The 25762-nt window shown below is 56.7% G+C and carries 24 protein-coding genes; 7 read left to right on the top strand and 17 right to left on the bottom strand.

Features of this window, described 5'->3' with window-relative positions; all coding sequences use genetic code 11:
- Positions 1-12 precede the first annotated feature (12 nt).
- Both ACAM27_RS11430 and ACAM27_RS11425 read right to left on the bottom strand, forming a co-directional pair.
- Complete coding sequence (locus tag ACAM27_RS11430; protein ID WP_014421451.1) at positions 13-738, bottom strand: THxN family PEP-CTERM protein; 726 nt, start codon at positions 736-738, stop codon at positions 13-15.
- 196 nt (positions 739-934) lie between these two features.
- Positions 935-1084: a hypothetical protein gene (locus ACAM27_RS11425; RefSeq protein ID WP_014421453.1), complete on the bottom strand. Its 150-nt coding sequence runs from the start codon at positions 1082-1084 to the stop codon at positions 935-937.
- 148 nt (positions 1085-1232) lie between these two features.
- On the opposite strand from ACAM27_RS11425, the gene ACAM27_RS11420 reads away from it, so the two are divergent.
- Entirely contained in the window at positions 1233-2024 is a 792-nt protein-coding gene (locus tag ACAM27_RS11420; protein WP_369611978.1) for an enoyl-CoA hydratase, read from the top strand.
- Here the strand turns inward: ACAM27_RS11420 and ACAM27_RS11415 are convergent, their stop codons facing one another.
- The 3 genes from ACAM27_RS11415 to ACAM27_RS11405 are packed head-to-tail and all read right to left on the bottom strand — an operon-like array spanning position 2025 to position 4231.
- A complete protein-coding gene (locus ACAM27_RS11415; RefSeq protein WP_286894327.1) occupies positions 2025-2519 on the bottom strand; it encodes a DUF192 domain-containing protein in 495 nt (164 codons plus the stop codon). It lies immediately after the preceding gene.
- A complete protein-coding gene (locus ACAM27_RS11410; protein ID WP_011784940.1) occupies positions 2516-3277 on the bottom strand; it encodes an ABC transporter permease in 762 nt (253 codons plus the stop codon). Before ACAM27_RS11410 ends, ACAM27_RS11415 begins: the two co-directional genes overlap by 4 nt.
- 33 nt (positions 3278-3310) lie before the next feature.
- Positions 3311-4231, bottom strand: a complete 921-nt coding sequence (locus ACAM27_RS11405) for an ABC transporter ATP-binding protein (RefSeq protein WP_011784939.1) — start codon at positions 4229-4231, stop codon at positions 3311-3313.
- 100 nt (positions 4232-4331) lie between these two features.
- Between ACAM27_RS11405 and ACAM27_RS11400 the strand changes: the two genes are divergently transcribed.
- Positions 4332-4814: a hypothetical protein gene (locus ACAM27_RS11400; RefSeq protein WP_023010273.1), complete on the top strand. Its 483-nt coding sequence runs from the start codon at positions 4332-4334 to the stop codon at positions 4812-4814.
- 40 nt (positions 4815-4854) lie between these two features.
- Complete coding sequence (locus ACAM27_RS11395; protein ID WP_022991245.1) at positions 4855-5151, top strand: hypothetical protein; 297 nt, start codon at positions 4855-4857, stop codon at positions 5149-5151.
- Here the strand turns inward: ACAM27_RS11395 and ACAM27_RS11390 are convergent.
- From ACAM27_RS11390 to ACAM27_RS11375, 4 genes are all read right to left on the bottom strand, one after another.
- Positions 5144-5722: a hypothetical protein gene (locus ACAM27_RS11390; RefSeq protein ID WP_369611977.1), complete on the bottom strand. Its 579-nt coding sequence runs from the start codon at positions 5720-5722 to the stop codon at positions 5144-5146. The two genes, ACAM27_RS11395 and ACAM27_RS11390, sit on opposite strands and share 8 nt — an antisense overlap.
- A gap of 165 nt (positions 5723-5887) precedes the next feature.
- The gene (locus ACAM27_RS11385; RefSeq protein WP_222197562.1) at positions 5888-7354 is read right to left on the bottom strand and encodes an ABC transporter permease; all 1467 of its coding nucleotides are present in this window, start codon (positions 7352-7354) and stop codon (positions 5888-5890) included.
- Between the two features lie 18 nt (positions 7355-7372).
- Entirely contained in the window at positions 7373-8023 is a 651-nt protein-coding gene (locus ACAM27_RS11380) for an ATP-binding cassette domain-containing protein (protein ID WP_014421459.1), read from the bottom strand.
- The gene (locus tag ACAM27_RS11375) at positions 8023-8904 is read right to left on the bottom strand and encodes a putative selenate ABC transporter substrate-binding protein (protein ID WP_222197563.1); all 882 of its coding nucleotides are present in this window, start codon (positions 8902-8904) and stop codon (positions 8023-8025) included. Before ACAM27_RS11375 ends, ACAM27_RS11380 begins: the two co-directional genes overlap by 1 nt.
- A gap of 167 nt (positions 8905-9071) precedes the next feature.
- Between ACAM27_RS11375 and senB the strand changes: the two genes are divergently transcribed.
- A complete protein-coding gene (gene senB, locus ACAM27_RS11370) occupies positions 9072-10037 on the top strand; it encodes a selenoneine biosynthesis selenosugar synthase SenB (RefSeq protein ID WP_222197564.1) in 966 nt (321 codons plus the stop codon).
- 49 nt (positions 10038-10086) lie between these two features.
- Here the strand turns inward: senB and ACAM27_RS11365 are convergent, their stop codons facing one another.
- From ACAM27_RS11365 to ACAM27_RS11355, 3 genes are all read right to left on the bottom strand, one after another.
- On the bottom strand, positions 10087-10719 hold the full coding sequence (locus ACAM27_RS11365) for a helix-hairpin-helix domain-containing protein (RefSeq protein WP_023010270.1): 633 nt from the start codon (positions 10717-10719) through the stop codon (positions 10087-10089).
- 46 nt (positions 10720-10765) lie between these two features.
- On the bottom strand, positions 10766-11164 hold the full coding sequence (locus tag ACAM27_RS11360) for a hypothetical protein (protein WP_014421463.1): 399 nt from the start codon (positions 11162-11164) through the stop codon (positions 10766-10768).
- A 160-nt stretch (positions 11165-11324) separates the two neighbouring features.
- Positions 11325-12845 (bottom strand): bifunctional GNAT family N-acetyltransferase/carbon-nitrogen hydrolase family protein, encoded by a 1521-nt coding sequence (locus ACAM27_RS11355; RefSeq protein WP_011784929.1) that lies wholly within the window; start codon positions 12843-12845, stop codon positions 11325-11327.
- A gap of 156 nt (positions 12846-13001) precedes the next feature.
- On the opposite strand from ACAM27_RS11355, the gene ACAM27_RS11350 reads away from it, so the two are divergent.
- Positions 13002-14888, top strand: coding sequence for a methyl-accepting chemotaxis protein (locus ACAM27_RS11350; protein ID WP_031210916.1), 1887 nt, complete (start codon positions 13002-13004; stop codon positions 14886-14888).
- Between the two features lie 24 nt (positions 14889-14912).
- On the opposite strand, the gene ACAM27_RS11345 is transcribed toward ACAM27_RS11350, so the two are convergent.
- A complete protein-coding gene (locus ACAM27_RS11345) occupies positions 14913-15821 on the bottom strand; it encodes a transporter substrate-binding domain-containing protein (RefSeq protein WP_222197566.1) in 909 nt (302 codons plus the stop codon).
- Between the two features lie 198 nt (positions 15822-16019).
- Between ACAM27_RS11345 and ACAM27_RS11340 the strand changes: the two genes are divergently transcribed.
- Positions 16020-16574 carry a YiiD C-terminal domain-containing protein gene (locus ACAM27_RS11340; RefSeq protein WP_023010197.1) on the top strand — a complete coding sequence of 185 codons (555 nt, stop codon included), beginning with the start codon at positions 16020-16022 and terminating at the stop codon, positions 16572-16574.
- Here ACAM27_RS11340 and recQ read toward each other — a convergent pair.
- Complete coding sequence (recQ, locus tag ACAM27_RS11335) at positions 16558-18429, bottom strand: DNA helicase RecQ (protein WP_023010269.1); 1872 nt, start codon at positions 18427-18429, stop codon at positions 16558-16560. The genes ACAM27_RS11340 and recQ overlap by 17 nt on opposite strands.
- Positions 18430-18602: 173 nt before the next feature.
- Here recQ and ACAM27_RS11330 point away from each other — a divergent pair, with 173 nt between their 5' ends.
- On the top strand, positions 18603-19808 hold the full coding sequence (locus ACAM27_RS11330; RefSeq protein WP_023010268.1) for a 1-acyl-sn-glycerol-3-phosphate acyltransferase: 1206 nt from the start codon (positions 18603-18605) through the stop codon (positions 19806-19808).
- 3 nt (positions 19809-19811) lie between these two features.
- On the opposite strand, the gene glgP is transcribed toward ACAM27_RS11330, so the two are convergent.
- Genes glgP through glgB form a run of 3 tightly spaced genes read right to left on the bottom strand, consistent with a single transcriptional unit; the run spans position 19812 to position 25755 of the window.
- Positions 19812-22364: an alpha-glucan family phosphorylase gene (gene glgP, locus ACAM27_RS11325; protein WP_369611976.1), complete on the bottom strand. Its 2553-nt coding sequence runs from the start codon at positions 22362-22364 to the stop codon at positions 19812-19814.
- Positions 22365-22396: 32 nt separating this feature from the next.
- On the bottom strand, positions 22397-23863 hold the full coding sequence (gene glgA / locus ACAM27_RS11320; RefSeq protein ID WP_369611975.1) for a glycogen synthase GlgA: 1467 nt from the start codon (positions 23861-23863) through the stop codon (positions 22397-22399).
- A complete protein-coding gene (gene glgB, locus ACAM27_RS11315; RefSeq protein ID WP_369611974.1) occupies positions 23860-25755 on the bottom strand; it encodes a 1,4-alpha-glucan branching protein GlgB in 1896 nt (631 codons plus the stop codon). Before glgB ends, glgA begins: the two co-directional genes overlap by 4 nt.
- Positions 25756-25762: the final 7 nt, after the last annotated feature.

Here is a 25762-nt window from a genome sequence, read left to right as displayed (position 1 = left end):
GGCACTTTAGGCTCAGACGGACTGCTTTGCGCGACGGCGCGCAACGAGGCCAACCAGGCCCAGGCCAAGCAGGGCAAGTGTAGAGGGTTCTGGCACGGAAACCGGCCGGGAGGTAATCACACCTTTTAGTGTGGCATCGTTATCGTTCTGTTCCTTGGTCCAGAATTCACTAGCCAATGCACCGTTGTAGAAAAAGCCCGAGATATCTACAAAGTAGTTAACGCCATCGATCAGGAAGGAGTCAGAGGCGCCGACGTTAAGCGCGAATGTGACCCGGTCTCCACAGCCGTTGGCATTCAACCCGGGAATCGAGTTGTTTGGGCAAGGTCCTGCATTCGGGGTTTCCCAATGCTCGAACTCAAACACGGAGTAAATGGTTTCTGCCATTCCGTCAATGGTCAGGTTGGTTTCGACGGTCAGTTGGGCAGTATTCAGTGACGGTTCGAAGATGGGCCAGTTGTAGTGGGTGAAGGTACCCAGGTTGAAGTCAACGTTCTCATTGACGTTGACGGCTGGGGGCGCTGAGCCGTCGAAACGGTAACCACTCTGCTGTCCTCCGAAAATGGCCGGTGTTCCCCAACGGATTTCATTGGTTCCACCACCCGATACGGCCGGGCTTACGGGATTGGTGGCGGTCCAGATTCCGCTAACACCGGTTAGCTGAATCACCGCGGCCTGGGCGGAGCCTGCGGCAAACAGGGCCACGGCGGCGCTGGCGATCAATAGTTTCTTATTCATTGGTGACACTCCCTGTGGGCTTCGTCATTTGTTTACCGTCGCTCGAAGGTGTAATCCCTGAGCTCCGGGAGACAATCAGCAACGGGAGTGCCTGATCTTAAAAACTGTCCGTTTAACAATATGAAAGGAGTGCCACCTTTGTGACTGGGCGATATTTGATCAGCTGCATTGTAAAAAAAACGGACATACCCAGAGGCTAACGATCCGGGCTGTCCTGTTCTGGCAGGGGCTCAATGCTGTTGATGTCGCCGGTGGGGGCGGCCGGTTCATCCTTGATAATCACGACGATACCGCCAACGATAATGGCAAGACCAACAACGGCTTTGAGCAATGTTGAGCGAGACATGCATCACCTCCTGTGTCGGGTACATGTTATTACCCTGAGGGCAATTCCTGGCATTGCAACCATACGCCGAAGGTCGGTTCGACATAGGCGGCGGCCTTGGGAATACTGACACCAAGAAATATCCGATAAAAACCAAGGGGAGTGTTGTATGACGGCGGCATCTGATGAACTGGTGCGACTGCACGCTGAAAACGGCGTGGCCACAGTAACCCTGAACCAACCGGAGCGGCGTAACAGTCTTTCAATGGCCTTGCTGGAAGCGCTTTCAGAGGTACTTGAGCAGATTGCCGGGGACGGTAATGTGCGCGTGGTAGTACTTGCTGCTGCCGGCAAGGTGTTCTGTGCCGGACACGATCTTCGTGAAATGCGCGAGCAGTTCGACAGCCACGATTTCCAGTTGCGGCTTTTCCGGCAATGCAGCAAGGTGATGCAGCAGATTGTGAACCTGCCCAAACCGGTGATTGCCCGCGTCGCTGGCGTAGCGACGGCCGCTGGTTGTCAGCTGGTGGCAAGTTGCGATCTGGCCGTGGCCGAGAAGGGGGCCCGTTTTGCTACGCCAGGTGTGAACATTGGCCTGTTCTGCTCAACGCCCATGGTGGCTCTGTCCCGCAATGTCAGCCGCAAGCATGCCATGGAGATGCTCTTGACCGGTGAGCTGATTGATGCGGCCGGGGCAGAACAGATCGGGCTGATTAATCGAGCGGTCGAGCCGGAAGCTCTGGATGAGACCGTGTACGGCATGGCAGCCACCATCGCCGCAAAGTCCGGGCATACCCTGAAAATTGGTAAAGAGGCGTTCTACAAGCAGCTGGAAATGCCGCTGGCCCATGCCTATGACTACACCGCCAATGTGATGGCGGAGAACATGCAAGCGAATGATGCCCGGGAGGGAATTTCTGCGTTTCTGGATAAGCGGGACCCAGACTGGCAACACAAGTAATCAGCGATTGCAGGAGGCTGGCTGGTCCCGGACCAATCGGTCTCCTGCTTCGATTTGCCGGCTACTGAAGTAACCGGCGTTCATTTCCACGGCGTGCCAGTAGGAGGCGCCTGCGGGGTAGCTGGGGCAATCGTTGCTGCGCGACGATGCACAGGGGTGCATCTGGCGGATGCTGACGATCACGCCCTCGTTGTCCAGAAAGGCAATATCCAGCGGTAGAAGGGTCTGGTACATCCAGAAGCCTTGCTCCGGGCTGCGCTCATAATCGTAGATGAACAGCATGCCGGCGTTTTCTGCCAGAGCTTCCCGACCCATCAGGCCTTTCTGTCGGTCTTTGCTGTCACTCGCCACTTCCAGCACCACTGGATGTCGCGCTGTCTCTGTGACGAAACAGGCCTGGGTCACCGGCAGGTGCCCGGAATCTTTGGCCCCTGCCGAGCCACAGCTTGCAAGCAGGGTACTTACAACCAGCAGGAAGAGAAAGCGAGTCATCATGAACGCAGACGGTAGCCGGTTTTGAAGATCCACCAGACGGCAGTCATGCACATGGTCAGGAATACCATGGTCATGCCCACACTGATGCCCACATGCACATCCGAAACCCCATAGAAGGCCCAACGGAAGCCACTGATCAGGTACACCACGGGATTAAAAAGGCTGATGGTTTGCCAGATCTCGGGCAGCATCTCGATGGAATAGAAGGTGCCGCCCAGGAACACCAGTGGCGTCACAATCATCATTGGCACAATCTGCAGCTTCTCGAAGCCATCCGCCCAGATACCGATGATGAAGCCGAACAGGCTGAAGGTCATGGCTGTGAGCACCAGGAACGAAAACATCCAGAACGGATGCAGTATTGAGTAGTCCACGAACAGCTTCGCGGTGGCCAGAATGATCAGGCCCAGTATCACGGCCTTGGTGGTTGCGGCACCCACGTAACCCAGCACGATTTCCACGTAGGATACTGGCGCAGACAGCACCTCATAGATGGTACCGGAGAATTTCGGCATGTAGATGCCGAAGGAGGCGTTGGAGATGCTCTGCATCAGCAGTGACAGCATCACCAGGCCGGGAATGATGTAGGCCCCGTAGCTGATGTTGTCGATATCGCCCATGCGGGATCCGATGGCTGAGCCGAATACCACAAAGTACAGGCAGGTGGAGATAACGGGCGATAGCACGCTCTGCATGACCGTACGTTTCATGCGTGCCATCTCGAACTTGTAGATTGCTTTAACACCGTAAAGATTCATTGTTCTCTCCGTGAGGACCGTTCGGGCGGGTGGCTACTCGTGCACCAGGCCCACGAATATCTCTTCCAGGGAACTCTCCCGGGTTTGCAGATCACGGTACTCAATGTCCAGATCACCCAGGGTACGAAGCAGTCGGGCCACGCCGGCCTGTTGTTGCTGAGAGTCGAAGGTGTAGATTAGCTCGTAGCCGTCTTCTGAAAGCTCGATTGGCTCCAGGGTGAGTTCCCCGGGCAGCTTATCCAGTTTTTGCTGAAGCTGCAGGCGAAGTTCTTTCTTGCCCAGCTTGGACATCAGGCGGTTCTTGTCTTCCACCAAGATGATCTCGCCCTGGCGGATAACGCCAATGCGGTCAGCCATTTCTTCCGCTTCTTCAATATAGTGGGTGGTCAGAATGATGGTGGTGCCGTTCTCGCGGAGTTTGCGCACCATCTCCCACATGTCACGCCGTAGCTCCACATCCACTCCGGCGGTAGGTTCATCCAGGAACAGAATGCGCGGTTCGTGGGACAGCGCCTTGGCGATCATCACCCGGCGTTTCATACCGCCAGACAGTGACATGATGCGGTTGTTGCGCTTGTCCCAGAGGGACAGGTCTTTCAGAACCTTTTCGATATGGGCAGGCTTGGGTGCCTTGCCGAACAGGCCGCGACTGAAAGATACCGCATCCCAAACGGTTTCAAAGGAATCGGTATTGAGCTCCTGCGGTACCAGGCCGATGGCCTCCCGGGCTTTGCGGTATTGCTTGACGATGTCGTGGCCGGCGGCCTTTACCTCGCCATCGCTCTTGTTGACGATGCCGCAGATGATAGAGATCAGGGTGGTTTTACCAGCACCGTTGGGGCCGAGCAGCGCGAAGATCTCGCCGGGGTAGATTTCCAGGTTGACGTCTTTGAGGGCCTGGAAGCCATCTTCGTAGATCTTGTTCAGGTGCTTAACGGATATGTCCGGTTGCACGGGCGTGTCCTGTTCTGTTGGTGGTAGACCAGAAAGCCGCACATTTTCTCATGCTGGCAGCAGTTTAGAAACCTTTGCTATGTCGGGAATTATCCCCATAATGCCGGTTTCAGATCTGGTTGTGAGGCAGGGTATGGTACGAACCATCGTGGTTCCGGGTTTAGTGTTGGCTGCAATTGGGGCTCTGGCGTTTGGCCCACAGTGGCTGGAAACCGCCGGCACCGCCGAGGAACGGCCAGAATGCGACCTGCTTTCCCGTGCCTGCACCTGGGAGACCGACGAAGGCGCCTGGCGAGTGGAACTCAGCACGCTCGAAGAAGGCGATCAGGGCATGGAATACCGGCTGGCGATTACCGTACCGGAAGCGCCGGACCGCTTTCTGGCGGTACTGAGAGGGCAGTCCATGTATATGGGCGAATATCCGGTACCCATGGAGCGCCAGGAGCCCCTGAGCTATCAGGCAACCTTTACGGCTCCGTTTTGCACGACGGGCGCGGAGATGATCTGGCGCATTGACCTGCAGGATGGCCAGAAAGTATTGGAAAATGTGCCCTGGGCACTGGTGTTCCGGGCTGAGAAATAGTTAAATCCCGTCAAATTTCGATGACTTCCAGGGAACAGTGATGGATTACGGGGAAAGCGTTCAGAAGGTGCTATTGCGGAAAATTCGCAAGGCCGAGCAGGATCTCGTTCAGCTCAAGCTGGATTACTGTCGCTTCGTGTTCGGGCTGACCCACCGGGCTACAGTGTCAGCCAATGGCCAGTCCTGGGTAGTGCGGGCGGTGGATGTGGAATCCATGACTTACACCGATGATGGCGAATTCACCAAACCAGCAATTACCGGGTCACCTGCCAACGATGATTCCTGCCGGGAGGCCGTTAACCTGGGCAGCGACTGGACTCTCGAAACCGCTAAATAAACGCGTTACTGGTCACCGCCTCGTAGAGGCTCGAGTTGGCAGGCACATAATGGTTGGCTTGCCAGAATTCCGCACCTTCCAGCCCGGCACGGTAACACGCCATCAGCACGCTGCTACCGGTAAGCGTCGAAATAGCCTGCAGCGCCTCTGGCTGCCGAATACCCGTCTTTCGGCTGACAATGCCCGCAACCATACCTGCCAGCGCCTCAGAGTGGCGAACGGGTTTCGGGCTCAGGGCGCAGCTGGCACCGTAGAGCCAGGCAGCGGCATAAGTGCGCACCGCCTCTGGCGATTCTGACAGTACCAGGCCTTTCACCCGACAATCCCGCTCCTGCAGGCCAGCCAGTATGTGCAGCTGGGTGAACAGTTCTGTGCGATCCGGCGTGCTCATGCCTTTGTAGCGACCGGCATCTTTGCCTGAACTGTCGATCCGGCGCGCCGGACTCCCGGAACTATCCGCTTGCGGCTGAGCGCCTGCAGCGCCGGCCGGAACGAAGGATTCTGTCCGGGACAGGGTAATCATTCGTGCGGCTAACAGCGCCAGCAGGGCAATCAGCCCCAGTTCTGTCATTGTGACCAATCCATTGACCATCGTGGTATTCCTCTGAAAACGGAGCGACAAGCTGAATCATCGAGTGATTGTAACGTTGTGTAACCGGTAGGGCAGTGGGCAAACCCCGAAAATGGCACTGAAGACCGGTTTAGCTTTGAAAAATGTGATGCCAGTCCCAGGGGATCAGCAGGTGGGCATGGTCTGCAGGGCCAGTTTGCGGCGGATAAACCGGCCCAGAGCGTCAACACCAATGTTCAGCAGGGCGGTAATCAGGATCAGGACCATCGCACGATCAAACTGGATGTTCTGGATGGCGCTGTCGACGTAAAAGCCGAGAGTGTAGATGCCAAGGATGCCCAGTATCGCTGTTTCGCGCATGATGATTTCCCAGCGATAGAACAGGAATGCCAGGAATGAGCGGTAGATGCGAGGCACCAGTTCCCAGCTGTAGCGGGAAAAGCCCACCGGGGCGTCCGGGCGCAGGTGGATGGTGTTGGTCTGCCGGCCTATCAGGTGGCCGATAATGCCACCGTTGTGCAGGGCCAGAGCCACCACGGCCGGCAGCATGGAAGGCCCCCACAGCTGCAGCAGAATATAGGCAAGAATGTATTCCGGTGTGGATCGGGCGATCACCAGAAACACATGGCCGGAGGTACGCCGCACCGGGCCACCGAAATGATTGGAGATCAGGGGGAAGGCCAGCAGGGACAGAATGCCGGTGGCTACCAGCGCTATCTGGGTTAAGACCACGGTGTTCCAGATGCCTGGCAGCGCTTCCGTTATCATTACATCGGATAACCACGCCCAGATAGCCGCAAGCCCTTCGCCATCCCGGATCGGTGAAGGAATGATATCCTCCGTAAAGAAGCGCTCCACGTTGCCCCAGACAATGGGCAGACCCTCCCCAAGAAAAAAGGGCGCTGCAAGAATATAGATCGGCAGTAGTTTGGGGCGAACCCATAAGGGCATGGTGGCGATCAGTACATAGAACAGAATCAGCATGGCGCCGGCATCTGAGTACAGACCCTGGGAGAACGAGGATTCCAGGTAGAAACCCAGAGTCGGTAGCCCCACAAAGCCCAGGATGGCAGAGGAACGCAGGCCACACTCGAGTCGGTAGGCCGTATAGGTGCGCATCTGAACCCAGCAATCAGGGATACGGGCATACAGAAAGGCGGCAATGGATGAGGTTCCCGGTGGCAGCAGACGGCCCGGTTCCTGGTCTGCCTCTTCCAGGATTTCCGAATAGACCTTGGCGAAGATGCCGGAATAGGGAATGGCAATGGCCAGCACACCCGTGAGCGGGTGGAAACCGAAAAACTGGAGAAAGATCAGCGCCCAGAACAGCTCATGGATGGCGCGGATAAAAGCGCAGAAGATTCGTACTGGCAGAAAGCGGTACACCAGCGCCAGCAGGAAGCCGCAGATACTCCCGAGGGTTACACCCACAAAGGCAAAAGCTACGGTCCGCAGCAGGGCAGTGAGCAAGCCTTCGGTACTGAAAAAATTGGGTGTGGCTACGCCCAGGAAGAACCGGCCAAGGTCCTGCCAGGGGTTGGCAGTGGTGATGGCAATGTCCGCAACCAACAGCCCGAGCAACGCAACGGCAAGAAAGATAAGGCTGGCTCGTACGGTCGGATAGGCGAACATGCTGAGAGTCGGTGCCTGTCAGTAGAGAACGGAAATGTCAGCGGCGGTCAGCTCACTGGCCGGCTGGTCCAGGGCAATCTGGCCGTCCTGAATACCGATGATGCGGGTACAGTGTGCCAGAGCCATCTCCACATCGTGCAGGGCAACAATACTGGTGGTGAATTGATTGGTAAGCATGGTCATCACCTGCTGGGCCATTGGCCCGTCCAGGGCGGAAATGGGCTCATCGGCCAACAGAGTTGGCGCCTGCCGATAGAGTGCCCGCGCAATGGCCACCCGTTGCCGTTGGCCGCCAGACAGTGCTGCCGCGGGAATCCAGAGTTTTTCTGGTATACCCAGTTTGGTCAGTAACGCCCGGATGGCGTCTTTGTCCCGCCGGAACGGACGGATCAGCGTAAGCGTGTTGTACCAGGTGGCATGCTGGTCCAGTTGCCCCATAAACACATTGTGGAAGACAGGAAGGGCATTGACCAATCCCAGGCCCTGGGGAACGAGTGAAGCCTTGCCTTCGAGCCGGTCATAAAGCAAGCGGATAAGCGTGGATTTGCCGGCACCACTTTTGCCAACCAGACCAACGTGTTCCCCTTCATTGATGCGGAAGGAGAGCGGGCCGATAACCCGCTCTCCATCGAAACTGGCGGTCAGGCCATGGAAATCAAAGCCTGACATCAATCGAGAATTCCGATGTTTTCCGCTGTTGCACGAATGGGCTCGTAGTCGTCATTGGACGCCGGAATGAAGCCGGAGCGGGGGAAGCTCTCCAGCAAGGCAGGATCGTCCAGCTTCAGCAGGGCTTCGGTGACCTTCTGCTTGAAGCCATCACCAAAACGCTCGTCGACATCGCCACGGATGGTCCACTGATAATCCGGGTAGGAAGGCGTTTTCCAGATTACCTGAACGGAATCAGTATCGATGTTGCCGTTTTCCAGTTCTTTTTCCCAAACCTGGAAGTTCAGGGCGCCCACTTCATAGGTTCCGGCCTCGACCAGGCGAAGGGTACGGGTATGGTTGCCACTGAAACCAACCCGGGAGAACAGGGAATCCGGCGCTTCATTGAAGACATCCCGAATGTAGAACTCGGGCATGAGGCGGCCCGAGGTCGAACCTTTTGAACCGAAGGTAAAGGTTTTTCCGCGCAGCTCGTCTTCCAGCTCATCCAGGCTGTCGGCCGGCTGAATTCCAGTGCTGGTGTTGGCGATAAAGTAGGTCTCGAAGGCTTCGTCTTCAACGCCTTGAGCAATGGCTTCGGAACCCGGAACCAATCGACGGGCCTGAACACCAGACAAGCCCCCAAACCACGCCAGTTGTACCTGGTTGTTGCGGAAAGCCGATACCGCAGCGGCGTAGGATTTCACCGGGATGTACCGCACCTCAACATCCAGTTGCTCCTGAAGATAGTCAGCCACGCCACGAAAGCGCTCGACCAGTTTGGTTTCATCTTCATCCGGAATGGCGGTGAATACGAAAGTGTCTGCCTGAACGGTGGTTGCCGCTGCCAGCGAAAGCAGGCTCGTCGCCAGCCATTTTCTGAGGTTGCTGATTGCCATCATGAATCATTCCTTTGCGAGGTGGGGTTTGGTGAAAAACGTTGCCATGTACCTGAAAACCCAGTCAGGATAACGTGATTTCCATCAAGTCTGAACCGGTATACGAGGGAAGGCTTTACCTGGCGCAGTGCCACAGGCAGAATTTTTCAAAATCAGAACAAGTGACCGCCATGCGATTGACCATAGTAACTCCAGCCGGCCCGGATTCAAAAGCAGGTAATCGGGCCACCGCACTGCGCTGGCAGGGTCTGCTGGAAGCAGTCAGTCATCAGGTGGAAGTGGTGACAGAATATCAGGGCCAGGAAACGGACTGCCTGATTGCCCTGCACGCCTGGCGAAGTGCTGAGGCGGTTAAGCGGTACCGGGAAACATGGCCCGATAAACCTTTGATCGTGGTACTTACCGGCACAGACATATACCGCTTTCAGTGCGAGTTTCCGGACATCACATGGGCCTCCATGGACGCCGCTGATCTGTTGATCGGGCTGCATGATCTGGTGGCCGAGGATATTCCCGAACGCTACCACGACAAATTGCTGTGCCTGCGGCAATCCGCGTCCAAGCCGTCAGTGGCGGGCAGCGCCCGGGCAGAAAAGGACCAGTTCCACGTTTGCGTTATTGGCCATCTGCGTGACGAAAAGGATTCTCTGCGTGCTGCCTGGGCCTGCTACCACCTTCCTGAGCAATCCCGCATTGTGGTTTCCTGCGCCGGCAAGGCCCACAACGAGGCGTGGCGGGAAAAGGCGCTGGAAGAAAGCCGGTCCAATCCCCGGTTTCATTATCTGGGTGAGTTGGACAAGCCAAAGCTGGAGCACCTGATGGCCGTGAGTAATCTTATGGTGATCAGTTCCATCATGGAGGGTGGGGCGAATGTGGTGTCGGAAGCCTGTCGGGCGGGCTTGCCGATTCTTGCCTCTGATATTCCCGGCAACCGTGGTTTGCTGGGCGATGACTATCCCGGCTATTTTCCGGTTAAAGACGATAAAGCACTGGCGAGCCTGATGTTACGTGCGGAAACCGACGCGGAATTCCTGGCGGAACTGCGAGCGAAGGTAAATGCCCTTGCGTCTGGATTTACCCCGGAGAGCGAACTGGAAAGCCTGGAACTCGCCCTGGTCAGATGCAAAAAAGGGTAGGCCGACGGGCCTACCCCTTATTTCAAGCCATGGGGTTGCGAGATAGGTTTCAGAGTACCTTTTTCGCTTCGGCAGACAACTCGCTGAACCCTTTCAGGCTCTTGAATGCTTCCAGCTTCTGCTTGTCCGCATCGCTGGGGTTGGCAATCTGGTCGATGGAGGTAATGCCAGCCTCTTTCATTTTCTTTGCGGTTGCCGGGCCAATGCCCTTCACGCGGGTAAGGTCAGACTTGTCTGCCGGCTTGGCCGATTTCTTCGGAGCTGCGGCCTTGGGCTTGGCAGTGCTCGTTTTCTTGGCGGCCGGCTTGGCAGCGGCGGTTTTCTTGGCCGGAGCCGCTTTCTTGGTACCACTGGCCTTCGAGGTTGATTCGCCGGACTTGGACACTGACTTGCCAGTTTCCTTTGAAGCGATACCCAGGCGCTCCAGCAATGCCGACTGCAGTTCGTGGAATTCATTCATGCGGCGCTCAAATTCGTCGTTAAAGCGCTTCATTTCACGATCACGCAGCTCATCCATGTCTTTCAGGAGCTTGCGTACCGGCTCCTGAACCTGGTTCTGCAGGTTGTCGAACTGCTTCAGTGCGTCGTTAATCAGCCCTTCGATCTGGGCGGATGTTTTCTCGAACTCTTTGTTTACTTTCTTGACGATCTTATCAACGCTTGGCTTGGCTTTCTTTGCCATGGAGTGTCTCCTTACGGAAGGGAAGTGCGGGTGAAGTGAACGGGCATCAGGCCATTTGTCGCATACCGGAAGCGGGACTCGACCCACGCCGGGATTTCAGGCTCTGTTTCTTGAGAACAACTTCTCTTATGCGCCGCAGTTTGTCAGAGAGCGGCGATTCGTCTCGAGCATTTAGCTCAACAAAATCAAGTGAGTAGAAGAAGTTGCTACAGTGTTTTCTCTTTTCGGTAACCAGGCCGGTCAGGCCTTCGGCACGGATTTCTTCAAACGGCATATCCATAACAAGGTCGAGAACCACGGTATCCCCGGGTTCAAACAGTTTGTCCGTTTTCATCACGCAGCCGTAACTGTCGAGTTCATAAAGTCGCGCTTCCACGGTTTCCTTGCGAAAAATGCCGTGTCGGATTCGGAAACGCGCGACCAGGTCCGGTAGTTCTTCGTTCATGGAACGCTTGCTCTGCTATTGAGGTCGGCCAGATATATACTGAACATTAATTAAACAATAGACGGGCCAGAAACTTTTGGCAATGCCGTCAGCTATCTACCGCAGCCCGTTCATGGAAATAATCAGGATTTGGCCCCCTGTGCGGGGCCAAATCTGCCCATTACCGGGTTTTCAGCTCGTAAAGGTCAACACGTCGATCTTTCAGATTGGTGACAGAACCTTCGTTTCTGACCAGTTTGAGCTTTTCCAGATCCATATCTGAAAACATGATCATTTCGGTGTTCGGTGTGGTTTCTGCCATCACTGCATCATGAGGGAATGCGAAATCCGACGGCGAGAATACCGAAGACTGGGCGTACTGAACATCCAGGTTTTCCACTTTCGGCAGGTTGCCCACGCTGCCGGTAATCACCACGTAGCACTCGTTTTCTATGGCCCGGGCCTGGGCACAATGGCGCACGCGCAAATAGCCGTTCTTGGTATCGGTCCAGAAGGGGACACAGATAATGTCCACATCCTGACTGGCGGCGATACGGCCCAGTTCCGGAAACTCAATGTCGTAGCAGATCATGATGGCGACACGGCCGGCATCGGTATCGAATACCTGGAATTTATCACCACCCTCAATAACCCAGTCGCGACGTTCGTGAGGGGTGATGTGGACCTTGCGCTGCTCGTCTACACGACCGTCACGGTGGCACAGGTATGAGACGTTGTAGACCCGGTCATCTTCAATCAGCGGCATGGAGCCGGTGATAATGTTGATGTTGTAACTGACGGCCATTTCCGACATTTCGTTGCGGAACTGTTCGGTAAAGCCGGCGAGGAACCGAATGGCACGGGTCTGATCCATCTGGTCGGTCAGCCCCATCAGCGGCGCGTTGAAAAATTCCGGGAACAGGGCAAAGTCGCTTTTATAATCCGACAGTGCGTCCACGAAGTACTCAACCTGCTTGAGCACCTCCTCCACCGAGGTGAATTCCCGCATCTGCCACTGCACCGCCCCCATGCGCACCTGGGTTTTTTTGACGTTGAGTACCGATGAGGGAGGCGTATAGAGAATGTTTCTCCACTCCAGCAACGTTGCATATCCGAGGGATTTCTGGTCTTCCGGCAGGTATTTGTGCATCAGCCGGGTAACCTGGAAATCGTTGGAAAGCTGGAACGTCAGGATCGGGTCGTAGATTTCCTTGCGATCAACGCGCTGAATGTATTCTTCCGGAGTGTATTGCTCGGCGTACTTGAAGTAGCTGGGAATCCGCCCTCCGGCGAGGATGGCCCGCAGGTTCATGGAACGACAGAGCTCTTTTCGTGCTTCATACAGGCGACGCCCCAGTCGATAGCCCCGGTATTCGGGGTCTATAAACACATCCAGGCCGTAAAGCGAATCGCCGTTGGGGTTGTGCCAGATTTTCTCGTTACGCAGAATCAGGTCGTCGTAGGCGTGAGGGTTGCTGAATCTTTCGTATTTCACGCATACCGTGAGCGCCACCGCCACCAACTGGCCGTTGTCTTCGATACAGATCTGGCCATCCGGAAACTGTTCTACCAGAGCCTTGATGGTTTCTTTTGGCCACGCGCCACCAATGTCGTCGTAAACCCGATCCATCAACTCTTGCAACTGGCCGTAGTCATCAAGGGTCAGGTTACGCAGATTCAGGTGGAGCTCTTCATGGGCCATAGGGTTCTCCCTGTCGTGTCTGGCGAATGTGCTGTGATCTCAGCATTCTAGCAAAGAGTGTTCAAGACTTCGCAGGATCTGCCGTTAGTAAGTATGTTTCGACTACACTAAATGATAAATGCAATTTGTTTTTGACCCTGATTGGAGACCGTCAGCTTGAACCTATCATTCGCCCAGAAATTGCTGATCGCAATTGGCTCCCTGATCGTGTTGATTATGGGCGCCCTGACAATTTCCAACGATATTCGGCTCCGCTCAACGACCGATCGCTACGTTAGCGCGCTGATGAGCGATGCAGTGGCCCAGAGTACGTCGAGTATTGCCGATTGGCTCAATACGCGCCTGGATATGGCGGAAGCGACGGCGAAGGCGCTGGAACGGACTCGCAACGACGATAACGCCCGCGTTCTCATGGAAGCCATGACCGAAGGTGGCAACATCAAGGACGTGTACGCCGGCACCGAAGATGGCCGCATGCTGATGCGAAGTGCCGAAGTAGAAGCCACGCTTCCACCCGATTATGACCCCCGGGTACGCCCCTGGTACCAGAAAGCCCAGCGTTTGGGGCAGGCGTCGTTTACCGATCCGTACCTGGATGCAACCTCGGACGAGACCATTATTTCCGCCATGGCGCCAATCAAGCGGGGCAATTATGTTGGCGTGGCCGGTATGGATATCAGTCTCAACACAATCGATCAGATGCTATCGACCATTACCCTGGCAGAGACGGGCTATGCGGCGTTAATCAACAATTCCGGCACGGTCCTGTTTCACCCCAACAGCGAGATTGTTGGCAAGAACATCAGCGGCATGATCGGTCAGCAGCCGGTTCTGGACGGTTCTCTGCAGGGATTTGAGAGCGAGGGTGCCGAGTGGAGTGTCAGCTTTCACCCCATCAGCGAAGCCCGGGCCGTGGACTGGTACCTGGTTACGTTCGTGAATGAAAACCTGATCAGTGCTCCCATCGTCGAGGCTCGGACTATGGGCCTGATCATCGCCGGGGTAGGGCTGATTGTTGCGCTTGTCTTGCTCTACTTTGCGATAAGCTTCCTTCTTGCGCCGGTTCGCAGGCTTAATGGCGCCATGTCTCGCATCGCTTCCGGAGATGCGGATCTTACCAAGCGTCTTGATGACTCTGCGTCTGATGAGTTTGGGCAGTTGGCGCGCAGCTTTAATAGCTTTGTTGAGAACATCCAGCAGGTTGTAAAAGAAGTAAAAGAGGGCAGCGACGAACTGGAGGAGAACGTAAAGTCGCTCCGACAGACGTCCAGCGACAGTCGCTCCAGTGTTGAAAACCAGCAGCATGAGATCGACATGATCGCGACGGCAATTAACGAAATGTCCGCGGCGGCGGGTGAGATTGCCCAGAATGCCCAGCAAACTGCGGAAGCTGCAGAGAATGCAGACCAGGAAAGCCGGGGTTCCCTGGAGACCGTCACCGCCTCGCGGGATGCGGTGCAGAAGCTGGTGGGTGAAATAAACGCCGCCGCCGAGGTTATCGACACCCTTGGTAAGGATGTTTCGTCGATTACGACTGTACTTGAAGTCATTCAGGGCATTGCGGAACAAACCAATCTGCTGGCACTGAACGCGGCCATTGAAGCGGCGCGGGCAGGGGATGCGGGACGCGGATTTGCGGTGGTGGCTGATGAGGTTCGGAATCTCGCTCAGCGTACCCAGTCTTCCACCGAAGAAATCAACAACATGATCGAGCGGCTGCAGAAAGGCGCCAACGATGCGGTAGACGTTATGAAAGCCTCTACGGCGGTATCCAACGTGAGTATGGAAAAAGCGCAGGATGCGATGGAGTCTCTGAACCGGATTGTGGAGGCGATTACCGCCATCAGTCAGATGACCTCACAGATCGCCACGGCCTCCGAGGAGCAGACATCGGTGACCGAAGAGTTGAATGCGTCCATCACCCGCATTGCTGACCAGGGCCAGGAAGCGGCCAAGGCGGCCAGCGAGAACGATGTTTACAGTGGCCACATCGAGACTATCGGCAGTGTGCTGAATGACAAGGTAACCCGTTTCCGGGTGTAATTCGTGGCGGCCAGGGATGGCCCGCTAGTCTCCGACACTCAGTAGCTCAACGCGGCGCTCCAGGTTTTCCAGGGTTCGACGCCCGACATATCTGGATTCTTCACTAAGATACGGATTCTCCAACGTGATTACTGTGCGCCGATCAAGGCCCAGTGATGATACCGCTCTGCCAAACCAGTTTTTCAGATACACCGCGAAGCTGCCGTCCAGGATCGCTCGCTCCAGACCCAGTTGCAGGCGTTGCGCGGTTTCGTGATCGTCCGGGGCCACAAAAAGGTAGGATGGCATGGCGTAGGCCAGCAGGATGTTTGGCTCGATTACCAGGTCGTCGGCTTTGTTATGTTCGAGGTCGAACAGCACTTCGCTCACACCGCGGGCGTAACAGTCGAAGCGTTTATTGCGAAGCATACCAAAGAGTATTTCATAGCGGGTGTGGGTGATCACGGTAATGCCGTTAGCTTCGAGAATCGGGGTGTCTGGCCAGTGTGCGCCCTGGCCAATACGGATATCTCGCTGGCGCAGGTCGTCCAGGCTGGATACCCCCTCAAACAGATTGAGCTGTTCCGGCAACACTAGGCATACCCTGAATCCGAGCAGTCCGCCGTCCACAGGTACCGGAATGGCGTTCAGAAATGTTTCCCGCTCTTCTGACGTCGCCACGTTCGCAATATCCAGAATCCGGCTCCGAGGGTTAGCCAATTCCCGAAGGGCGCGCCCCTGGCTTATTTCTTCGCTGCGGATAATCTGGAACTCACCGTACTCCGAGGTTTTGCGCAATGCGAGTTCAACCAGATTGCGAATGGCCGGGTTATCGTAGTTGCGGTACCAGAGTATGTAGTCTCGTGTGGGAGCCGATTTGGATTCGGACGCAGCCGTTGGCTGAACGTGAATGCACGCCGCAAGCGCCAGAACTGGCCAGAGGCGCGTTATCATTTTATTGAATGTGTACAACTGCGTGCCCTTTCCCTGTTATCCGGCTGCAAGCAACGGTAACGTTACAGACATTGGCTACAGCTTAGATCAGAAAGCGTTATTCGAAACGTACAGGTTTCAAAAAAACTGTAAAAGATTCTTGAAGTAGCCGTATCTGACTGTAAAGATCGCCTTTTCTGTACTTCAGGATATGGCTTTATGGCTCTTATTGATTCTCTGATTGGCACCGCCGGCCAATGGGTAAGCTCCAGTGACCCCAAGGCGACGCTGCTGCAACCGCTGGAATGGCTCAAGAAGACCGGCAGTTATGCTGCGGTTAACCGCATTATTGGTATGGCGATACCGTTCGCGCCACGTAATCACTTCAGCGTTGAGGAGCTTCGCCCGGGCTACGTCAAAGCCCGCGTGCGCCTCAAGGGCAATAAAAACCACTTTGGTAGCCTGTATGCTGGCGCCTATTTCCTGGTGGCGGAGATTCCCGGTGGGGTGTTGACCCTCTTCGACCTTGGCCCTGCCTATACGCCAATTCTGAAGGAAATGACTCTGGAGTTTCTGCAGCCGGCCAATTCAGATGTGACCGTGGAATTTGAACTACCACCAGAGGCGGTGGCTGCCATCCTTGCCGATGCAGACGCCACCGGTAGGGCTAAATTTACTCTGGAAGGCATTCTGAGAGATGAAGAAGGCAACCACGTTGCCACCTCCATCGCCCATTACCGGGTGCGCAAGAAGGGGTTCAAGCCTCAGGATTGATAGAGCGTAGCGCCTGCAGGAAAACATCGCCATACTTTTCCAGCTTGGCGGCGCCCACGCCGCTGACCTCGGCCAGCTCCTCCAGGGTGGAAGGGCGGCGTTCAAGCATGTCGAACAGGGTTGTGTCGTGGAAGATCACGTAGGGCGGCACGCCCTGCTTGTCCGCCAGCTCTTTGCGGCAGGCCCGCAACGCATCCCACCCGGCGTGGTCGGTAATCTGGTCCCGCACGTTCTGGCCGCTACGGCGGCTCGTTGATGACTTACCACCAGCGGTGTTGCGGACCACCGGGTCTTTCCGGAGTTCAATCGCCTGTGCGCCCTTGAGCAGGGGGCGGCAGCGCTCGGTTAGCTGAAGCGCGCCATAGCCCTCAGGGTCTGCCCGCAGGTATCCGTTCGCCACCAGTTGCCGGAATACCGACTTCCATTCGTTCGCTGACAGTTCCTGACCGATGCCATAGGTGGTGATCGCCTGGTGGCCGGATTGCAGGATTCGTTCATTCTCTGACCCGCGAAGTACATCAATGACGTAGTTAACGCCAAAACGCTGGCCGGTGCGGTACACGCAGGAGAGGGCCTTCTGCACCGCCACCGTGCCATCCCAGGTTTCCGGAGGGTTCAGGCAGGTATCGCAGTTTCCGCAGGGAGTCTCCAGATTGTCTCCGAAATAATGCAACAAAACTTGTCGCCGGCACTGGGTCACTTCGCACAGCCCAAGCATGGCATCCAGTTTCTGTCGCTCAACCCGCTTGAACTGATCGTTACCCTGAGAGGCCTCCAGCATCTGCCGGAGTTTGATGACATCCTGCAGGCCATACACCATCCACGCGGTGGACGGCTTGCCATCCCGGCCCGCCCGGCCCGTTTCCTGGTAATAGGCTTCCAGGCTTTTGGGAAGGTCCATATGGGCGACAAAACGCACATCAGGTTTATCGATGCCCATGCCAAAGGCAATGGTTGCCACCACAATAACGCCGTCTTCCCTGAGAAAGCGCTCCTGATTGCGGGCGCGGTCTTCGGCGCTCAGCCCGGCATGGTAGGGCAGTGCGGTATAGCCCTTGCTGCTCAGTAATCGGGCGGTGGCATCGACCTTGTTTCGGGACAAGCAATAGACAATACCGCAATCACCTTCATGCTCTGCTTTAATAAAATCCAACAACTGTTTGTTTGCGTTGGTCTTTGGTGTAATCCGATACTGAATGTTCGGGCGATCAAAGCCACTGATGAAATGCCGGGCGTTTGTCAGCGACAGCCGTTCAGCAATCTCTTTTCGCGTGCGCTCATCAGCGGTCGCTGTCAGTGCGATACGGGGGATGCCGGGAAATTCCTGGGCCAGCATGCTCAGTTGAAGGTAGTCGGACCGGAAATCGTGCCCCCACTGGGAGACGCAGTGAGCCTCGTCTATGGCAAACAACGACAGGGACGCGTTATGCAGCAGCTCAATGGTTCGCGGCTGAATCAGCCGTTCCGGCGCGCAATAGAGCAGGTCCAGCTCGCCGGTCGCCAGGGCGTATTCGGTGGCACGGGCCTGTTCGAAATCCATGGTGGAATTCAGGAACGCCGCTCTCACTCCAAGCTCGCGTAGCGCCGCCACCTGATCCTGCATAAGCGCGATCAGCGGTGAGATCACAATGGCGGTGCCGGGCCGGACCAGAGCGGGCACCTGGTAACACAGGGATTTACCGCCCCCGGTGGGCATCAACACAAGGGCATCACCGCCGTTGACCACTTCCCGGACAATATCCCCCTGCAGGGGCCGAAAACTCTCGTAACCAAAGACCTCGTGCAGAACCTGCTCCGGATTTCGGCCCGCAGCGGTGGGTGGTTCAGTGGCGAGTTGGTCGAAGTCCTGGTCCATGTACATTCAGTGGTCGGCCCGTGGCGGAGTGATTAAGCAGCGCGATTCTACCAGATCCTTCCGGATGTTTGGTCAACTGGCCATTCGGGTGGAGGCAAACCGGCAAGAGAAAGGATACAATAGCGCCCCTTTCGTACACTGTGATCAACGCTGCGAACAACAACAGGGCTTGCATGCAGGAATTTGACGCAATCCGTCCCTATTCGGATGAAGAAACCGCGCCAACCATCCAGAGGTTGGTTAACGACCGGGAATTCCTGGATATGGTTGGGCGGTTCAAGTCGCCAACCGTTGCAAAATGGGCGCCGGGCGTTCTGAGGATGTTCATTCGCCGCTGGCTGGTCAGCCATTTCGGGCATTACACCCGGGTAGATGATATGCAGGCCGGGGTTTCGAAATACGTCGGAGAACTGGTGGAAAATACCACCACCCGCGTCACCCACAGTGGCCTGGAAAATCTCAGCAAGAACAGCGCCCATCTGTTTATTTCCAATCACCGGGACATTGTTTTTGACCCGATGGTGGTCAACTACCTGCTGTTCCAGAACGGCTTCCACACAACCCGGATTGCCATTGGCGACAACCTGCTCTCCAATCGGGTGTTTGCGGAAATGATGCGGCTGAACAAGAGTTTTGTGGTGCGCCGTAACATGACCAGCCCAAGGGAAATGCGTGATGCCTACCTCACGCTTTCCGGCTTTATCAATCACAGCATTGATACCAATCACAGCATCTGGATTGCTCAGCGCGAAGGCCGCGCGAAAGACGGCATTGACGCTACCGACCCGGCGATCATCAAGATGTTCTACATGAGCCGGAAAAAATCGGGGCTGGCGTTCGATGAAGCCATGAACCGCCTTCACATCGTGCCGGTATCCATTGCCTACGAATACGACCCCTGCGATGCCGACAAGGCCAAAGAACTGGAAGTGCGGGGCCGGACCGGCGCCTATCAGAAGACGGAAGGCGAAGACACAGACCAGATCGTTAAAGGGCTGACGGGCTTTAAAGGCCACGTTCATGTCCATTTCGGGGCCCCGATTGCCGATTCACCGGACAACCCGAAAGCACTGGCCGCACGCATTGACCATGAAATGCACGCCAATTACCACCTGCACGCCTCCAATCTGGTGGCGTACCAGATGCGGGGAGTTCACCCGGATGCCCATGAGACTCCGGGCAGCGTGAGTGAGAGCGTGGTAACCGCCGAGACCTGGTCTCCGGCCGATATGGACGCTGCCACGGCAGAAATGGAGCGCCGGCTGGAGGCCTGTGACCCGGCGATCCGCCCTTATTTGCTGGATATGTATGCCAACCCGGTGGTCAACGCACTGGCCGCGAATAACCACGAGCAACCGCTGAACCCGACTACCGACTAAGTGTCATGCCCAGAGCATGGCCCCCATCTCCAGCGGGTGGGATAACGCCGTGTGGTGCGGATAGATGCGCAATCGCAGCGTTTGTAACCCCGGGTAGGGAGGCTGGACCCGGGTTTTGAACAGGGTTTTACCGTCTTTCTCTCCGCTGGCTTCCAGCACAAATGCGTCTGGCCCGGGGCCAGTGTGAGTGCCGGTGCATTCAGGCTCAACCAGGCATTCCACCCGTACATCATCGGGCGCCAGACCATTCAGAGCCACCGACACTTTCAGCTCCACGGATTCATCCCAGTGACAGCGATCTGACACGCAGCCGTCCACATGGATGGACACGCCGCTCCAGGCCTCTTGCACCCGGGCTTTCCACTCTGCCAGCTCCTGCGCCAGTGCGGCATTGTTGTCTCTCAACCGCGCGCCCTGCCGGGTGGCTGGCTGATAATAGTTGCGAACATAGTCCATCACCATGCGCTGGGCGTTGAACCTGGGCGTAATGGTTTTCATGGACGCTTTCGAGCGCGTTACCCAGCCCTGCGAGTAGCCCTGAGAGGCTCGGTTGTAATAGAGCGGAATGACTTCCTGCTCCAACAGGTCCAACAGGTCCCGGGCTTCCTCGCGGTTGCGAAACTCCACATCCAGTTCGATGTCCCGCGGCGTAATCGCCCAGCCATTGGTTTCGTCATAGCCTTCACCCCACCAGCCGTCCAGCACGCTCAGATTCAGGGCACCATTAACGGCCGCTTTTTCGCCAGAGGTGCCGCTGGCTTCCTTGGGGTATTCCGGCGTGTTGAGCCAGACATCAACACCGCTCAACAACCGGCGCGCCATGGCCTGATCATAATCCTCCAACAGGATAATGTGCCCCATCAGGTTGGTCTGCATGGAGAGGTCGTGTATGACCTTGATCAGTTGTTGCCCGGGTTTGTCCTGGGGATGGGCCTTGCCGGCAAATACCAGCACAACCGGCTGCTCCGGATTGGTGAGCAGCCGTTCCAGGCGTGCCAGATCGGAGAAAATCAGCGTAGCTCGCTTATAGGTAGCAAAACGGCGGGCGAAGCCGACCACCAGCGCGTCATTTTCCGGTGATACCAGCTTGCGGGCCATCCGCTCAGTGACTGAATGGCCCGTGCCATTGCGCTTGTGCTGGCGTTTCAGGCGACGCACGATGAACTCGGCCATCTGCTGTTTCAGGGCCTTGTGAACGCTCCAGTAATGGTAGTCCGGGATCTTGTCGATGAACTGCCAGAACGTCGGGTTTCGCAGTTCACTTTTCCAGGTCGGCGCCTGGATATCGAACAGACTTGCCCATTCCGGCGCCAGGAACGTTGGCACGTGAACACCATTGGTGATATAGCCAAGGGGATTCTCGGCCGCCGGTATCTGTGGCCAGATATCGCCTTCCATCCGAGCGGCTACACCGCCGTGAATCCGGCTTACGCCGTTATGAAACCGGGAGCCCCGAAGGCCGAGACTCGTCATATTGAAGCTTTGATCACCATTCTTGCTGCCCAACCCGAAAACGGCATCGAATTCCAGCCCGGAGCGGTCCAGGAAAGGCGACAGGAAGTGCTCCACCAGGTCGCGGGGGAAGATATCGTGGCCCGCCGGCACTGGAGTATGGGTGGTAAACAAGGTGCATCCGGCTACCGACTCAAGGGCGGCACCAAAAGACAGCCCTTCGGCCATGGCCATACGGCAACGTTCCAGTATCTGGAAGGCTGCGTGGCCCTCGTTAATATGCCACACCGTAGGCTGAACACCCAGGGCGGCCAGAACCCGGGTGCCCCCAATGCCAAGCAACATTTCCTGGCTGATGCGGGTGGCGGAGTCGCCGCCATAGAGCTGGAGTGTCAGCTCCCGGTCCTCATCGTTGTTTTCACCGGTGTTAGTGTCCAGCAGGTACAGGGAAATATGCCCGACCCGGGCCAGCCAAACCCGTGCATGCACTTCGCGCCCCGGGAAGGGCACAGAGACGGTCAGTGCATTGCCATCTACCTCTACCGGCGTGATTGGCAGCTCATCGCTGGAATGGCACTGATAACGGGCAATCTGGTGCCCCTGGGCATCAATGGTCTGAATGAAATAGCCCTGCTGATACAGTAGCCCAACGGCGACAAAGGGCAGCCCCAGGTCACTGGCCGCCTTGCAATGGTCACCAGCCAGTATGCCAAGGCCTCCGGAGTAGATCGGGAAACTCTCGTGAAACCCGAACTCGGCGCAAAAGTAGGCCACAAGGCTATCTTCAGGGTTCAGTGCCTCCAGCACTTCGGTGCCGGGTTCGGATTCAAGATAAGCGTCGTAAGCGGATAATACTCGCCGGTATTCGGCGAGAAAGGCGCGGTCTTCCGATGCCTGATCGAGCCGGGCCTGGGCCACCCGTCGCAGGAACAGTTTCGGGTTGTGCTCCACTTTTTGCCAGAGACGGAGATCAATCCGCGCGAACAGGCTGCGCACGCCATGATCCCAGCTGTAGAACAGGTCATTGGCCAGCGTATCAAGTCGTTCCAGTGCTTCTGGTAGTCTGGGGCGGGCTTCCAGCCGGAATTCAGTTGCGGTGTGCATGGTGATGACCTCCTTGGGCCAGGGGCACCGTGTCAGTCTTCATGTATCCGGCCATTGCCGGTGATCAGGTTCCGGTACAGGGCCGCGTATTCGCCGGCCCGGTTCTTCCAGGAATAGTCGCCTTTCATTCCGTTTTCCTGCAGCTTACGCCAGGTTTTCCGGTTCTCCCGGGCCTTCAGCGCACGGGTAATGGCATTAAGAAGCGCATCGGGTGTCGCCTCACGAAACACAAAACCATTGGCTTTCTCCAGCGGATCCTCATTCGGGTCGAACACCGTATCGTTCAGGCCACCGACGCCGTGCACCACTGGCACGGTGCCGTATCTCAGGCTGTACATCTGGTTCAGGCCGCAAGGTTCAAACCGGGAAGGCATCAGGAAGATATCGGCGCCGGCGGTTATCCGGTGTGCCAGGCCCTCGTTGTAACCCAGGGTGAGTGAACATTGCCCGGGCCATTCACAAACCATGGCTTTCAGGCTTTCCTGGTAGTGGTGTTCGCCGGAGCCGAGCAGGGCAAACTGACATCCGCGTTCCAGTAATGGCTTGATGACCCCGAGCAGCCAGTCCAGCCCTTTCTGTTCCACCAGGCGCCCGACGAACCCCAGCAATGGAGCCCCGCAAACCTCCAGCCCGAGCTCCTGCTGCAGCCTTGCCTGGCATTGTGATTTGTTGGCGGGGTAGTCCGCGCCGTAGTGAAACTCCAGGTGCGGGTCGTCTTCCGGGTTCCATTGGCGGGTATCAATGCCATTGAGAATGCCCTTCAGCCTGGCGGATTTGTGGCGCAACAAGCCGTCCAGGCCATTACCGAACCAGGGTGTCTGGATTTCATCGGCGTAGCTGGGGCTCACGGTGGTGATGGCATCGCTGAACACCAGTCCACCTTTGATAAAGGAAAGTTGGCCGTGGAATTCCAGGAACTCGTAGCGCCACAGGGAATCGGGCAGGCCCAGGGCCCGAAAGGTCTCATGGGAAAACAGCCCCTGGTAAGCAAGATTGTGGATGGTGAACACGGTTTTCGGGGCATCCTGACTGTCCGCCAGGAACACCGGAATCAGTGCGGATTGCCAGTCGTTGCAGTGAACGATGTCCGGGCGCCACGCCAGACCCAGTTGCCCAAGTGCCAACATAGCTCCAATTCGCCCGAACAAGTGAAACCGGTGAGCATTGTCCCACCAGTCTTCGCCATTTTCATTCTGATAGGGGCTGTCGCCAGCACGATCGAAAAGAGCCGGGCAATCCACCAACCACAGAGTTACCGCAGTACCCGGCAGACGGGTTTGCCACAGGGAGACATCATACTGACCATACCGGAACCGGGTTTTCCTGCGGGCGCCACCCTCTCGCGCTGCCTTCAGTGCAGCAGGATAGCCGGGCAGCAGCACCTGACAGTCGTAGCCCAGACGGCAGAGTGCTTCAGGAAGGCTGGCAGAAACATCCGCCAGCCCCCCGGTTTTCACGAGAGGAAAAACTTCACTGGTAGCAAACAGTACCCGGGTCATGGCGCGGGCCTCAGCATAACCAGGCCCAGGGGCGGGAGTGTTAACTCCACGGAGCACGGCCGAGCCATCCAGGGTGTGGGTTCAGCTTGCAAGGGTAGGGGGTTACCGAGGTTGCTGCCGCCATACCAGGTGGAGTCTGAATTAAATACTTCCTGCCAGTTGCCTCCGGCAGGCAGGCCAATACGGTAGTGATGCCTGGGCACGGGTGTAAAGTTGGCAACAACCACCAGCGGCCCATGCTCCGGTGAGCCGGCACTCCGTAGAAAGCTGATTACGGATTGGGTGGAATCGTGGCAGTCAATCCACTCGAATCCTTCACCGGTAAAGCTTTTTCGATGCAGGGCCGGGTATAGCCGATAGAGGCCGTTAAGGTCCTGGATCAGTTTTCGCAGCCCCTGGTGCTCCGGGTATTGCAATAGATACCAGTCCAGCTCACGGCGTTCGCTCCACTCCTGGCGCTGGCCGAATTCACCCCCCATGAACAGCAGTTTCGCGCCGGGGTAGGCGAACATGTAGCTGAACAGCAGGCGCAGCGAGGCCCTCTGCTGCCAGTCGTCTCCCGGCATTTTCTGAATCAGGCTGGATTTGCCGTGTACGACTTCGTCGTGGGATAGCGGCAGCACGAAATTTTCCGAAAAAGCGTAGAGCAATCCAAAGGTGAGCTTGTCGTGGTGATACTGGCGATACACCGGGTCCTGCTGCAGGTAATGCAGGGTGTCGTGCATCCATCCCATGTTCCATTTCAGGTTGAAGCCGAGACCGCCAATTTCCGGAGGTCGGGTCACCCTGGGCCAGGACGTGGACTCTTCCGCCATCATCAGTACACCGGGAAACCGGCTCTGGCATACCCGGTTCAGATCCTGGAGGAAACGGATCGCCTCCAGATTCTCATGGCCGCCATGTTCGTTCGGCAGCCATTCACCCTCATTGCGAGAGTAGTTCAGGTACAGCATGGAGGCGACGGCATCCACCCGTAGCCCGTCCATGTGAAAGGTATCCAGCCAGAAAAGCGCACTGCCTATGAGAAAGTTCCGGACTTCGTGGCGACCGTAGTTGTAGATGAGTGTGCCCCAATCCTGGTGCCGCCCGCGGCGGGGATCTTCATGTTCATAGAGTGCCGTGCCATCAAATTCGGCGAGGGCGAAGTCGTCGTCGGGGAAATGCCCCGGCACCCAATCGAGAATCACGCCGATGTTGTTCTGATGACACAGGTCGACCAGATATCGAAGATCATCCGGGCTGCCATAACGACTGGTGGGGGCGTAATAGCCGGTGGCCTGATAGCCCCAGGATTCATCCAGCGGGTGTTCGGTAATCGGGAGTAGCTCGATATGTGTAAAGCCGGTTTCCAGCACATAGGGCACCAACTGATCGGCCAGTTCCCGATAGGTCAGCCAGCGCCCGGAACCGTGATGACGCCAGGAACCGGGGTGTACCTCATAGACAGAAATAGGGCTCTGCTGCCAGTCGAACCGGTTTCTGTGTTCGAACCAGTCGCCGTCGCCCCAGGCGTAGTGCCCCCGCTCGGTTACTACTGCGGCATTGGAAGGCCGATGCTCAAAGGCCTGGCCGTAGGGATCGGTTTTGGTGATGTGGTGGCCGTTTCGGGTTGTGATGGCAAACTTGTAAAGATGCCCGGGCTTAACTCCCCCAATGAATACCGACCACACACCATAATCCTTGTTAACCGCCATGGGATGACGGCCGCTGTCCCAGTCGTTGAAGTCGCCGATCACACTCACGGCCTGGGCATTGGGTGCCCAAACGGCAAAACGGGCGCCTTCGATACCTCGGCGATTCCCAAGGTGGGCACCCAGAACATTATAGATATGCCAGTGCCTGCCTTCGGCAAACAGGTGCAGGTCGAACTCACTCAGGGCGGGGCTTTCCATAGACCAC

This window comes from Marinobacter sp. RI1 (genome assembly GCF_041155085.1).
Taxonomy (GTDB): domain Bacteria; phylum Pseudomonadota; class Gammaproteobacteria; order Pseudomonadales; family Oleiphilaceae; genus Marinobacter; species Marinobacter nauticus.
This window is presented reverse-complemented; position numbering and strand designations above follow the sequence as displayed.